11 protein-coding genes and 1 tRNA gene are annotated in these 13,005 nt (G+C 70.2%); 9 read left to right on the forward strand and 3 right to left on the reverse strand.

Going from position 1 to position 13,005, the window contains the following annotated elements; translation table 11 throughout:
• Nucleotides 1–113 precede the first annotated feature (113 nt).
• The 4 genes from BJ959_RS01040 to BJ959_RS01055 are packed head-to-tail and all read left to right on the forward strand — an operon-like array spanning nt 114 to nt 3,952.
• Entirely contained in the window at nt 114–1,202 is a 1,089-nt protein-coding gene (locus BJ959_RS01040; RefSeq protein ID WP_153981121.1) for a polyamine ABC transporter substrate-binding protein, read from the forward strand.
• Nucleotides 1,203–1,252: 50 nt separating this feature from the next.
• Nucleotides 1,253–2,119, forward strand: coding sequence for an ABC transporter permease (locus BJ959_RS01045; RefSeq protein ID WP_153981120.1), 867 nt, complete (start codon nt 1,253–1,255; stop codon nt 2,117–2,119).
• Complete coding sequence (locus tag BJ959_RS01050) at nt 2,106–2,876, forward strand: ABC transporter permease subunit (RefSeq protein ID WP_207948966.1); 771 nt, start codon at nt 2,106–2,108, stop codon at nt 2,874–2,876. Before BJ959_RS01045 ends, BJ959_RS01050 begins: the two co-directional genes overlap by 14 nt.
• The gene (locus BJ959_RS01055) at nt 2,873–3,952 is read left to right on the forward strand and encodes an ABC transporter ATP-binding protein (protein ID WP_153981119.1); all 1,080 of its coding nucleotides are present in this window, start codon (nt 2,873–2,875) and stop codon (nt 3,950–3,952) included. The genes BJ959_RS01050 and BJ959_RS01055 overlap by 4 nt, the downstream gene beginning before the upstream one ends.
• Here the strand turns inward: BJ959_RS01055 and BJ959_RS01060 are convergent.
• Nucleotides 3,931–4,542: a TetR/AcrR family transcriptional regulator gene (locus tag BJ959_RS01060; RefSeq protein WP_153981118.1), complete on the reverse strand. Its 612-nt coding sequence runs from the start codon at nt 4,540–4,542 to the stop codon at nt 3,931–3,933. The two genes, BJ959_RS01055 and BJ959_RS01060, sit on opposite strands and share 22 nt — an antisense overlap.
• Nucleotides 4,543–4,655: 113 nt before the next feature.
• Here BJ959_RS01060 and BJ959_RS01065 point away from each other — a divergent pair, with 113 nt between their 5' ends.
• Genes BJ959_RS01065 through BJ959_RS01075 form a run of 3 tightly spaced genes read left to right on the forward strand, consistent with a single transcriptional unit; the run spans nt 4,656 to nt 8,840 of the window.
• Nucleotides 4,656–5,951: a glycosyltransferase gene (locus tag BJ959_RS01065; RefSeq protein ID WP_153981117.1), complete on the forward strand. Its 1,296-nt coding sequence runs from the start codon at nt 4,656–4,658 to the stop codon at nt 5,949–5,951.
• Entirely contained in the window at nt 5,948–7,351 is a 1,404-nt protein-coding gene (locus BJ959_RS01070; protein WP_153981116.1) for an FAD-dependent oxidoreductase, read from the forward strand. The genes BJ959_RS01065 and BJ959_RS01070 overlap by 4 nt, the downstream gene beginning before the upstream one ends.
• Before the next feature lie 28 nt (nt 7,352–7,379).
• Complete coding sequence (locus BJ959_RS01075) at nt 7,380–8,840, forward strand: aminobutyraldehyde dehydrogenase (protein WP_153981115.1); 1,461 nt, start codon at nt 7,380–7,382, stop codon at nt 8,838–8,840.
• Between the two features lie 170 nt (nt 8,841–9,010).
• Here BJ959_RS01075 and BJ959_RS01080 read toward each other — a convergent pair.
• A tRNA-Leu gene (locus tag BJ959_RS01080) sits at nt 9,011–9,093 on the reverse strand.
• Nucleotides 9,094–9,142: 49 nt separating this feature from the next.
• Here BJ959_RS01080 and BJ959_RS01085 point away from each other — a divergent pair.
• Complete coding sequence (locus BJ959_RS01085) at nt 9,143–9,784, forward strand: response regulator (RefSeq protein WP_153981114.1); 642 nt, start codon at nt 9,143–9,145, stop codon at nt 9,782–9,784.
• A gap of 44 nt (nt 9,785–9,828) precedes the next feature.
• Here BJ959_RS01085 and BJ959_RS01090 read toward each other — a convergent pair whose 3' ends face one another.
• Nucleotides 9,829–10,254, reverse strand: coding sequence for a hotdog fold thioesterase (locus BJ959_RS01090; RefSeq protein ID WP_153981113.1), 426 nt, complete (start codon nt 10,252–10,254; stop codon nt 9,829–9,831).
• Nucleotides 10,255–10,340: 86 nt separating this feature from the next.
• Here BJ959_RS01090 and polA point away from each other — a divergent pair, with 86 nt between their 5' ends.
• Nucleotides 10,341–12,995 (forward strand): DNA polymerase I, encoded by a 2,655-nt coding sequence (gene polA / locus BJ959_RS01095; protein ID WP_153981112.1) that lies wholly within the window; start codon nt 10,341–10,343, stop codon nt 12,993–12,995.
• Nucleotides 12,996–13,005: the final 10 nt, after the last annotated feature.

The following is a 13,005-nucleotide window of genomic DNA, read 5'->3' on the forward strand; positions in this document are numbered from 1 at the left end:
GAAACAATTGTGTTACAGCTCGCAAGTGCGCCCTATCCTGCCATTGTCGGGTGTTGCGCCGTGGTGCAAGAATCTCCGAAACCCGATCCGGGACCATCGTGCAAGGAGGCACCATGCGCACCAGACGCTCCGCCCACGCCGTACTCGCCCTCGCCGCCGTCGCCGTTCTGACGGCCTGCGCCAGCGGAACCGCGACCGACCCGATCGACCCCGATGCCGACATCACCGAGCAGACGCTCACCGTCAGCATCTGGGCCGACTACTATCCGGCAGACCTGGCCGAGCGCTTCGAGGCCGAGACCGGGGTGCCGGTGACGATCGTCAACCACACCACCAACGAGGACGTCATGGCGAAGCTCACGACCGGCGCCGACTCCGGTATCGACGTCGCCTTCGTCTCGGGGCAGTACGCCCAGGCGCTGGCCGAGCAGGGCCTGCTCGCCGAGCTGGAGAAGTCGCTCATCCCCAATGAGTCGAACCTCTACCCCGAAGCGAGCGAGCTCGCCTACGACCCGGGCAACGTCTACTCGCTCCCGTACGCGTGGGGCACCACGGGGCTCTGCTACCGCACCGATCTGCTCGACTTCGAGCCGACCTCGTGGGGTGACCTGCTGAATCCCGCTCCGGAGGTCGCCGGCACGACCACCATGCTGGCCACCGAACGCTGGATGACCCTGCCGGCCCAGAAGTTCCTCGGATTCTCGATCAACACCACCGACCCCGACGAGCTCGCGCAGATCCGCGCCCAGCTCGAGGCCACGAAGCCCACGCTGCTGGCGTTCGACGACACGACGTTCTACGAGAAGGTCGTCACCGGCGAGGCCACGATGGTGCAGGCCTGGGACGGCTGGTGCAACTACGGCATCGCCGAAGACCCGAACATCAGCTTCGTGCTGCCCGAGGAGGGCAGCGACCTCTGGGTCGACACCATGACGGTGCTGGCCTCGAGCCCCAACAAGGAGGCCGCGATGGCCTTCCTCAACTTCATCCTGGAGCCCGAGATCCACGGCTGGGTCGCCGAAAACATCCTCTACAAGGTGCCGAACGCCCCCGCCATGGAGGCCCTCGACCCCTCGATCATCGACGCGTTCCCGAACATGGGCATCACGCCCGCTGAGCTGCTCGAGCAGGAGGTCGCCATCGACCTCGGAGAGTTCACCGTCGAGTACTCCCGACTGGTCACCGAGATCCAGGCGGGCTGATCCGCCGGATGTCGGTCGCTGCGACCACGCCGGCCCGCGGCGGGACGAGCATGCGCTCGTCCCGCCGCTGGGCGGCAGCCGCACTGCTGGGCCCGGGGTCTGTGTATCTCGCGCTCTTCTTCCTCGTACCGCTCGGCCTCATCGTCGTCTACGCCTTCCTGACCCGTGGGCGGTTCGGCGGTGTGCTGCCCGAGGTCACCCTCGACAACTTCGCCCGCCTGCTGGAGCCGGTCTACGTGCAGGTGATCGGCACCTCGGTGGGCACCGCCGCCCTCACGACGCTGCTCGCGCTGGTGCTGGGGTTCCCCACCGCGTACGTGATCTCGCGGTTGCCGAGCCGGTGGCGGGTGACGGCTCTGGTCCTGGTGCTGCTGCCGTTCTGGACGAACTTCCTGATCCGCACCTACGCCTGGATCATCCTCCTGAACGACGCCGGCTGGATCAACGGCTCGCTCCTCGCCCTCGGACTCATCGACGACCCGATCCGGATGCTGTACACGCAGCCCGCGGTGATCACCGGCCTGCTCTACATCTACCTGCCGCTCATGATCCTCCCGCTGTACTCCGCGATCGAGCGCATCGACCCCGCGCTCGAGGAGGCTGCGACCAACCTCGGCGCGTCGCGCTGGCGGGTGTTCCGCACGATCACCATTCCGCTGGCGCTCCCGGGCATGCTCATCGGCAGCGTGTTCGTGTTCGTCCCGTCCATGGCGAACTTCGTCATCCCCGAGCTGATCGGCGGGGGGAAGAGCCTCCTGCTCGGCAATCTCATCCGCGACCAGTTCCTCAAGGCACGCGACTGGCCGTTCGGCGCCGCCCTCGCGCTCATCCTCGTCGCGATCCTCGTGCTGCTCCTCTTCCTGCAGGCGCGCGCAACCTCCCGCATGGAAGGAGGGCGCTCCCGTGCGCGTCCCTAGAGCCTTCCTCGTGCCCTTCTGGGCGACGTTCGTCTTCCTCTACATCCCGATCGTCGTGGTCGTCATCATGTCGTTCAACGCGTCCTCGAGCCTGTTCGTGTGGCGGGGCTTCTCCTTCGACTGGTACGTCGAGGTGTTCCGCGACGGCGCGCTGATGGCCGGGCTCGGCAACACCCTCATCGTGGCGAGCGGTTCCACCCTTCTCGCGACGGTACTCGGCACGCTGCTCGCGGTGGGGATCAGCCGCTACACCCGGTCTGGTCTGGTGCGCGCGTTCGCGATCGCCCCGGCGCTCCTGCCCGACCTGCTTCTCGCCATCGGCCTGCTCAGCCTCTTCGGCCTCGTGCAGCTCACCCTGGGGCTGCACTCGGTGCTGATCGCGCACGCGGTGTTCTCGATGGCCTTCGTGACGGCGATCGTGCTCGCACGGCTTTCGCATGTCGACCCCAGCCTGGAGGAGGCCTCCCGCGATCTCGGCGCCGGACCGCTGCGCACGCTCCTGCGCGTCACCATCCCGCAGCTCGCGCCGGGGATCGTCGCCGGGGCGCTCCTGGCCTTCACGCTGTCGCTCGACGAGTTCGTGATCGCTTTCTTCACCGCCGCCCCCAACGCCCCGACACTGCCGATGGTCATCTACTCGATGGTGCGCTTCGGCGTGACCCCGGAGGTGAATGCTCTCGCCACGATGCTGCTCGGCGTGAGCATGCTCGCCATCATCGCCACGCAGCGCCTCACCCGCATCACGGAGTCCCTATGAGCCCCGCGCCGTTGCTGTCGATCCGCAATCTCCGCCACCGCTACGGCGAGACCACGGCGCTCGACGATGTGTCGATCGACATCGGCGAGAACGAGTTCTTCGCGCTGCTCGGCCCCTCCGGGTGCGGCAAGACGACGCTGCTGCGTGCGATCGCCGGTTTCGAGCATCCGCACGAGGGGGAGATCTTCCTCGACGGACGCTCGCTGCTCGACGTGCCCGCCAATCGCCGACCCATCAATCTCATGTTCCAGTCGTACGCGCTCTTCCCGCACATGTCGGTCGAGCGCAACATCGCCTACGGCCTCGAGTCGGAGGGGCTCCCGCGGGCGGAGGTCCGCGCCCGCGTCGAGGAGGTGATCGAGACGGTCGGTCTCGGGTCTTTCGCCCGGCGTCGGCCGACCGCGCTCAGCGGCGGTCAGCGGCAGCGCGTCGCTCTGGCACGCGCGATCGTCAAGCGGCCGCGCCTCCTGCTGCTCGACGAGCCGCTCTCGGCCCTCGACCGCCAGGTTCGCGCCGAGATGCAGCTCGAGTTGAAGCGGTTGCAGCATGAGGTGGGGCTGACGTTCGTCGTCGTCACGCACGATCAGGAGGAGGCCATGTCGATGGCCGACCGCATCGCCGTGCTCGATCACGGGCGCGTGCGGCAGGTCGATGCGCCGTCGCAGCTGTACGCGAACCCGGCCGACCTGTTCGTCGCCGCGTTCATCGGCACCTCGACGCGCTTCGCGGGCACGCTCACCGCGACGGGTATCGACACCGCGTTCGGCGCGGTGCCCGGCGATCATTCGGGCGCGGTTGGAGAGCCGGGCGCGCTGGTCGTGCGCCCGGAGGATGTGCACCTCGGGCCGGTCGGCTCCGGCCGTGTCGATGGGGTCGTCATCGACACGACCTTCCACGGCGGCGCGTCGAGCGTGCGCCTCGAGCTCGACGGCGGCCTCGGCGTGCTCACCGGCACGGTGCACGCCGATCGGCTTCCCGCTCGGGGTGAGCGGCTCGGTGCCGACTGGTCGGCCGAGCGGGCAAGGATCGTCGCGGTCGAGCCCGCGCCGACCGCTCAGGGGGCGGTGAGCGGATGACCGGTCGCGAGCCGCGCGTAGTCGAGCAGCAGCTCCGCCGCCTCGTCGTGGCCGATCGACGGGTGGCGCGCCACGATGCGGTAGCCGTAGGCGTCCTCGAGGGCCACGAGATTGCGCGCGATGCGCAGCGACGGGCCCTGCAGGGCGAACAGGCCACGAGCGGCGCCCTGCTCGAGCACCGCCTGGTACATGGTGACCTGACGGTCGTAGAGCGTCGTGAGCAGGGCGGCGAGCACCGGGTTGCGACCCGCCGACCCGCCGAGCTCGCACAGCAGCCGCACCCCGGTGTCCTCCCCGTGCCGGGGGAGTCCGGAGTCGACGAGCGCGCAGAGCCGAACCACGGGATCGTCGGGCAGCGCCTCGATCATCCGGAGGCGCTCGTCGTAGAAGCGCTCCATGCCGACACGGTTGGCCTCGAGCACCAACTCGTCGATGTCGGGGTAGTAGTACAGCACCGCGCCCGACGTCAGGCCCGCCTCAGCGGCCACGCGATTGAGCTTGACCCCGTCGGGGCCGCTCTTGAGGATGGCCCGCTGGGTGGCGGCGACGAGCTCGTCGCGCCGCGCATCCTGCCGCTTCGGTCTCGCCATCCTCGCCGCCTCCCGACCCGCCCCCGCCGGCGATCCCGGCGACGGGCACTCCATGATAGGGCGGCACTGCCCGCGAATCATCTCGACCGCTCCACCACTGAAAGGAACCCCCGATGACGACGCCGCTGACCTTCCTGTTCATGCCCGAGAGCGCATACGGACCGACGAACAACTGCATCGGCATCGGCAACGAGCTGCGCCGGCGCGGGCACCGTGTGGTGTTCGCGGCGGAGGCCTCCTGGGCCGGCAAGCTCGCCGCGCTGGGGTTCGAGGAGGACCTCGTCGACCTCGCCCCGCCCGCTGAGGACGCGGCCGAGCAGGATGCGGGTCAGTTCTGGAAGGACTACATCAACGAGATGAGTCCGCAGTTCCGGCGTTCGACGCTCGAGCAGCTCGAGACCGTGACCGCGCCCATCTGGCAGGCGCTCATCGACGGAGCGATGTACTGCGAGCCCCAGCTCAAGGCGATCATCGACCGCACGAAGCCTGACGTGATCATCGAGGACAACGTGCTGACCTTCCCGGCCCTCCTGACCGCCGGTGTGCCCTTCGTGCGCATCGTCTCCTGCAACCCGCTCGAGATCCGCGGCGACGACATCGCCCCGGTGTTCTCGGGCCTTCCCCAGGAGCCGCGCACTGAGTGGGCCGCCTTCCGCGCAGAGTACGACCGCACCCACCGCCCGATGTGGGAGGGCTTCTCCCGCTGGGTGCAGGAGCAGGGCGCTCCCGCGCTGCCCGATCTGGACTTCATCCACTCGGGCGATCTGAACCTCTACGTCTACCCCGAGGAGCTCGACTACACCGACGAGCGCCCTCTCGACGAGAGCTGGATCCGCCTCGACTCCTCCGTGCGGCAGACGGATGCGGAGCCGGAGATCCCCGAGGAGTTCCTGGCGCTGCCCGGCCCGCTCATCTACTTCAGCCTCGGGTCGCTCGGCAGTGCTGACGTCGACCTCATGCGATCGGTGATCGCGGCCCTCGCCGACCGTCCGTACCGGGTCATCGTGTCGAAGGGCCCCCGTCACGATGAGATCGAGCTGGCGGGCAACATGTGGGGCGCCGAGTTCCTGCCGCAGACGCGGATCCTGCCGATGGTCGACCTGGTGATCACGCACGGCGGCAACAACACCACGACGGAGTCGATGCACTTCGGCAAGCCGATGGTGCTCCTGCCGCTGTTCTGGGACCAGTACGACAACGCCCAGCGGGTGCACGAGAAGGGGTACGGACGGCGCTTGTCGACCTACGGCTTCACCCCGGAGGAGCTGCGGGCGGCGATCGACGAGCAGCTCGGCGATGCTGGGCACCTCGCGAAGCTCCGCGCCGCCGGCGAGTCGATCAGGGCTCGTTCCGGCCTCCAGCAGGCCGCCGACCGCCTCGAGGCGCTCGGTCGGGAGCGCGCTCGGTGAGCACGCCCCTCCCGGCGTCCCTCCGCGACGCGGTCCGGGCCCCGTACTGGCTCGACCGACCGGAGGCGCCGGGACGCCGTTCGCCGGTGGAGGACGGTGCCGAGTGCGACCTCCTCATCGTCGGTGCCGGGTTCACCGGCCTCTGGCTCGCGTGGCGCGCTCTCGACCGGGAGCCGGGCAGGTCAGTGCTCGTGCTCGATGCGGAGACCGTGGGGCACGGTGCGACCGGCCGCAACGGCGGCTTCGTCTCGGCTTCGCTCACCCACGGCTACGCCCATGGCGAGGCGCTGTGGCCGCGTGACATGCCCGCGATCAGCGCCGAGGGTGCGGCGAATCTCGCCGGCATCGCCGCCGATCTCGCGGCCGCGGGCATCGAGTGCGACTTCCGCCACGTGGGCAAGACGACCGTCGCCGTCGAGCCCTGGCAGGTCGACGCTCTGCGCACGACCCTCGAGCTCGCCTCGCGCTACGGCGAGACGGTCGAGTGGCAGGACCGCGAGCAGGTCCAGGCCGACGTCCACTCGCCGACCTATCTGGCGGGAGTGCGTGATCGCACGGGCAACGCGCTGGTCGACCCGGCTCTCATGGCGTGGGGCATGGCGGCGCACGTGGAGCGACGCGGTGCGGTCATCCACGACGACAGCCGGGTCGAGCGGTTCTCGCGCACGGGGGCCGGCGTGATCGCGCACGTCGCCGGCGGACGACGAGTGCGGGCCCGACAGGCCGTCGTCGCGACCTCCGCCTACCGCTCGCCTCTGGCTCGGCTCGGCGGCTACATCATGCCGCTCTACGACCACGTACTGATGACGGAGCCGCTCACCGCCGAGCAGCGCGCCTCCATCGGCTGGAGCGAAGGGCAGGGGCTGACCGACGCGGGCAACCAGTTTCACTACTACCGGCCGACCGCCGACGGCCGCATCCTGTGGGGAGGGTGGGACGCCGTCTACCACCGCGGCGGCCGGCTCTCGGAGGACCTCGCGTACGCGGGCGGCTCCCACGCCCTCCTCGCCAGGCAGTTCGTCGAGACGTTCCCGACGCTGCGCGACGTGCGCTTCAGCCACATGTGGGCCGGGCCGATCGATTCCACGACCCGGTTCACCGCCGCCTACGGAACCGCGCTGGGGGGCCGGGTGGGGTACGCGATCGGGCACACCGGGCTCGGGGTCGGTGCTGCGCGCTTCTCGGCCGATGTCGCTCTCGATCTCCTCGAGCGGGCCGACACGCCGCGCGTGCGCTACGGCATCGTCCGCCGCCGTCCGGTGCCCATCCCGCCCGAGCCCTTCCGCAATCCCGTCATCCAGTTCACACGACGTTCCATCATCGCGGCCGACGCTCGCGGCGGACGGCGCAACCTCTGGCTGCGCACCCTCGACCGCTTCGGCCTCGGCTTCAACTCCTGATCGAACCGATCTCTCGAGAGGCACCACCATGACGACTCTGTCCACCACCATCGCCGGCGTTCCCGAGCGAGGCAGCGGCGAGACGATCGAGCTCATCGATCCGGCCACCGGCGAGGTCTCCGACGCGTTCCCGCAGTCCGGTCCCGACCAGGTCGTGCGAGCCGTGGCCGCGGGTCGGGCAGCGCAGCCCTCCTGGGCGGCGGCGACACCGGCCGTGCGCTCGGCGGCCCTGCTGCGGTGGGCCGATGCGATCGAGGCGGATGCCGACCATCTCGCAGCGCTCGAGGTCGCCGACACCGGCAAGCCCGTGACGGTCGCTCGCGACGGAGAGCTGCCGTTCGCCGTCGACAATCTGCGATTCTTCGCGGGCGCGGCCCGCAGTCTCGACGGCACCGGCGCCGGCACCCTCAGTGAGGGCTACACGTCGATCATCACGCGCCGACCGGTCGGTCTCGTCGCCGGCATCACTCCGTGGAACTTCCCCCTCATCATGGCGATCTGGAAGGCGGGGCCGGCCCTGGCCGCGGGCAACAGCGTCGTGCTCAAGCCGGCGCCGACCACGCCCCGCACCACCTTGCGCATCGCCGAGCTGGCGCACCGGGCGGGCCTCCCCGACGGCGTGCTCTCGGTGGTGACCGGGGGAGGCGATGTCGGCGAGGCGCTCGTCCGGCATCCCCAGGTCGACATGATCAGTGTCACCGGCTCCACCGCGACCGGACGAGCCGTCATGGCGGGCGCGGTCGAGAGGGTCAAGCGTGTGCACCTCGAGCTCGGCGGTAAAGCGCCGGTGCTCGTGTTCGACGATGCCGACATCCCCGCGATGGCGCATGCCGTCGCGCTCGGGGCCACCTACAACTCGGGGCAGGACTGCACGGCGGCGACGCGGGTCTACGTGCAGCGCGGGGTCTACGACCAGGTGGTGGATGCCCTCCGCGCCTCCCTGGCCGCCATCCGTGTCGGCGACCCCCGCGACGCGGCGACCGACATCGGGCCCCTCGTCACCGAGCGCCATCGGGCCGCGGTGCGGGGATTCCTCGACCGCGCGACCGCCGAGGGTGCCGAGATCCTCACCGGGGGGGAGGTGCTCGACCGACCGGGCTTCTACCTGACGCCGGCCCTGGTCGTCGGAGCGCACCAGGGCTCCGAGATCGTGCAGGGCGAGGTCTTCGGCCCGGTGCTCGTCGTGCTGCCGGTCGACGGCGAGGACGACGCCGTGGCCCACGCCAACGACAGCGCCTACGGGCTGGCCTCGTCGGTCTGGACGGCCGACGTGGCCCGGGCTCTGCGGGTGAGCGCACGGCTCGATGTGGGCGTCACCTGGGTGAACGATCACCTGCCGATCGCCTCGGAAGCGCCGCACGGCGGGGTGAAGCAGTCGGGCTTCGGCAAGGACATGAGCATCGAGCCGCTGCTCGAGTACTCGGTGAGCCGCCACCTGATGATCCGGCACGCCCCGCCGCCGGAGACGACCGGCTTCCGTCCCGCCTAGAGCTGAGGAGTCCCGGCTGTGGGGGTCGAACCCCGCGACGCTTGGCGTCGGCGCACCGGGAGGTGCTTCGGCCGAGTTCGTGGTGTCGCGTACCGGCTGTGGGGGTCGAACCCCGCGACGCTTGGCGTCGGCGCACCGGGAGGTGCTTCGGCAGAGATCGTCGTGTCGCGTACCGGCTGTGGGGGTCGAACCCACACGTCCTCTCGGACAACGCATTTTGAGTGCGCCGCGTCTGCCATTCCGCCAAGCCGGCCCGGCCCCGTTCGGGGCTCGCGGCTCGACGATACCGTAGGCTTTCGGGCGTGAGCGACCAGGAGCAGACCGCCACCGCCCCGCGCCGGGTGGTCGTGGCGGAGGACGAATCCCTCATCCGCATGGACATCGTGGAGATCCTCCGCGACAACGGTTTCGACGTGGTCGGTGAGGCGGGCGACGGCGAGACGGCCGTCGCGCTCGCCACCGAGCTCCGGCCCGACCTCGTCGTCATGGACATCCGCATGCCGCAGCTCGACGGCATCGAGGCCGCGAAGCGCCTCACCGAGAACCACATCGCCCCGGTCGTGCTGCTCACCGCCTTCAGCCAGAAGGAGCTCGTCGAGCAGGCGGTCGAGGCGGGCGCGCTCGCCTACGTCGTGAAGCCCTTCACCCCGAACGATCTGCTGCCGGCGATCGAGGTCGCTCTGAGCCGCTACCAGCAGATCATCACCCTCGAGGCCGAGGTGGCCGACCTGGTGGAGCGCTTCGAGACCCGCAAGCTCGTCGACCGCGCGAAGGGCCTGCTCAACGAGCGCATGGGGCTCTCCGAGCCCGAGGCGTTCCGCTGGATCCAGAAGGCCTCGATGGACCGCCGCACCACCATGCAGGCGGTCGCGCAGGCGATCATCGACCAGCTCGGGCCGAAGAAGGACTCGGGCAAGAAGGCCCCCGCGGAGGGTGCCGAGTAGCCGGAGCCGCGTCTCGCCGGCGGGTGCGCATCCGGATGCGCGGCTCAGCGGTCGCGGAGCATGTTCGTCATGCGCACCGTCGAGAGGCGGCGGCCCTGCTCGTCGGTCATGACGATCTCGTGCGTGCACAGCGTGCGGCCGAGGACCAGCGCGGTGCAGGTGCCCGTGACGAGCCCCTCGGTGATCGACCGGCTGTGCGTGGCGTTGATCTCGATGCCGACGGCGTAGCGCCCCGGCCCGGCGTGGATCGCGGAGGAGATCGAGCCCAGGCTCTCGCCGAGCACGACATGCGCCCCGCCGTGCAGCAGCCCGATCACCTGGGTGTTGCCCTCCACCGGCATCGTCGCGACACTGCGCTCGGCAGACAGCTCGAGGAACTCGATGCCCATCTTCCGGGTGAGCGCTCCGCCACCGGTGCCGACGAGCCTCTCGACGAGCTCGGGGTCGAGGTCGGGGGGCAGGATCGTCATGCGGCCTCCGGGCCGACCGGCCGCCGGGCACGAGGGCGGGCGACGGTCACGAGTTCGGGTCGGGGCGCCTGAGTAGGCTGGCCGACGTGTCGGACTCCGCAAAGCCTACCCTTCTGCTCATCGATGGCCACTCGCTGGCCTTCCGGGCGTTCTACGCCCTGCCGGTCGACAGCTTCGTCACCCGAGATGGCCAGCACACGAATGCCATCCACGGCTTCTTGTCGATGCTGCTGAGCCTCCTGGCGAAGGAGAAGCCGAGCCACCTGGGGGTGGCGTTCGACATTTCGCGCTACTCCTTCCGCACGCGCGAGTACCCCGAGTACAAGGGCACGCGCGGCGAGACTCCGCCCGAGTTCATCGGGCAGGTGCCGCTGCTGCAGGAGGCGCTCGCGGCGATGAGCATCCCCACGATCACCAAGGAGGACTTCGAGGCCGACGACATCCTCGCCACCCTCGCCACGCAGGCCGCGGCGCAGGGCTTCCGGGTTCTCGTAGTGTCGGGCGACCGCGACACGATTCAGCTCGTCACCGATGACGTCACCCTGCTCTACCCGAGTGCCCGGGGTGTCGCCGAACTGAAGCGATACGACCCCGAGGCGGTGCGCGAGCGCTACGGCATCGACCCTCAGCAGTACCCCGAGATCGCCGCCCTGGTGGGCGAGACCAGCGACAATCTGCCCGGCATCGACAAGGTCGGCGAGAAGACCGCCGTCAAGTGGATCACCCAGTACGGCTCGCTCGAGGGCATCTGGCAGCACATCGATGAGATCGGCGGCGTGGTCGGGCAGAACCTCCGCGCGCAGCGCGAGCGCGCAGAGCGCAACCGCCGGCTCAACCGGCTCGTCACCGACGTCGAGCTGCCCATCGGCCCGCACGACCTCGATCGCCGGCCCATGGATGTGCCCGCCGTGCGGCAGGTCTTCGAGCGCCTGCAGTTCCGCACCCTGACCGAGCGCGTGCTGAAGATCGCCGAGGCGGAGGGCGCCGACATGGGGGAGCCCGGTGACGCGGCAGCGCGCACCGACCTCCCGACCGTGCGCACGCTCGTCGATGAGGAGCTCGCCACGTGGCTCGCCTCGACCGCGGGCCAGGAGGTCGCGGTCATCGTGGATGCTCCGCACGGCGAGCTCGCCGCGTTCGGGCTCGCCACCGCGACCGAGAGCGTGCAGGTCAACTGGGCCGCGCACCGCCCCGACTACGCCGCTCTCGAGGCGTGGCTCGCCTCGGACGCCCCCAAGCTGCTCGCCGACGTCAAGGCGGCCGCGGGTGTGCTCGCCGACCTCGACATCGCCCTCGCCGGGGTGGTGTGGGATTCCCGGCTGGCCGCCTGGCTCGCCCGCCCGGGAGCGAAGTCGTACGACCTCGCCGACCTCGTGCACGATGCTCTCGGCGAGAGCATCCCGCAGCCCGACCCCAACCAGCTGGTGCCCGACACGAGCGCGGTGAGCCCGGCGACGGTCGCCTGGTTCCTGCACCGGATGGTGGCCGAACAGCGCGCGACCCTGCCCGAGGGCGGCACCCGCGTGCTGACCGAGATCGAGCTGCCCGCGGCGCCGGTGCTCGCCGGCATGCAGCGCACCGGTATCGCGATCGACCGCGGTGCCCTCGACGCGGTGGGCTCCGAGCTCAGCACGGCCGCCGACCAGCTCGCGCAGCAGGCGTACGCCGAGATCGGTCGCGAGGTCAACCTCGGCTCGCCGAAGCAGCTGCAGGAGGTGCTGTTCGACGAGCTCGGCATGCCGAAGACGCGCGCGACGAAGACCGGGTACTCGACCGATGCGGCGGCCCTCGCCGACCTGCAGGAGGCGCACCCGCACCCCTTCCTCGGCCTGCTGCTGCAGCACCGCGACGCGACGAAGCTCAAGCAGATCGTCGAGACCCTCACGGCGGCGATCGCCGCGGATGGTCGCATCCACACCACCTACGACCAGACCGGCACGTCGACAGGGCGCATCTCCTCGACCGACCCGAACCTGCAGAACATCCCCGTGCGCACGGAGGTCGGGCACCGCATCCGTGCCGCCTTCGTCGCCGGGGAGGGTTTCGAGGGCATCCTGACCGCCGACTACTCGCAGATCGAGATGCGCATCATGGCGCACCTCTCAGGCGACGAGGGGCTCATCGAGGCGTTCCGGTCGGGGGAGGACCTGCACCGCTTCGTCGGCGCCCGCATCTTCGGGGTCGACCCGGCCGACGTGACCGCCGACATGCGCACGAAGGTCAAGGCCATGAGCTACGGCCTCGCCTACGGGCTGAGCGCTTTCGGCCTCAGCAAGCAGCTGCGCATCGACACGGGGGAGGCCAAGCAGCTCATGGCCGACTACTTCGCCCGCTTCGGCGCGGTGCGCGACTACCTGCGCAGCGTCGTCGAGCAGGCGCGGGCCGACGGCTACACCGAGACGATCTTCGGCCGCCGCCGCCCGTTCCCCGACCTGAAGAGCCCCAACCGGGTGCTGCGCGAGAACGCCGAGCGGCAGGCGCTCAACGCGCCCATCCAGGGCTCGGCCGCCGACATCATGAAGGTCGCCATGAACGATGTGGCGGCCGATCTGGCCCGGGATGCCCTCCGCTCGCGCCTGCTGCTGCAGGTTCATGACGAGCTCGTGTTCGAGGTCGCCCCGGGCGAGCGCGATGCCCTCGAGGCCATCGTGCGCCGGCGCATGGGCGAGGCCGCCGACCTCGCCGTGCCGCTCGACGTGCAGGTCGGCGTGGGCCGCGACTGGAACGAGGCCGCGCACTAGGCTCGCAGGC

The organism is Microcella frigidaquae, assembly GCF_014200395.1.
In the GTDB taxonomy this organism is placed as follows: Bacteria; Actinomycetota; Actinomycetes; order Actinomycetales; family Microbacteriaceae; genus Microcella; species Microcella frigidaquae.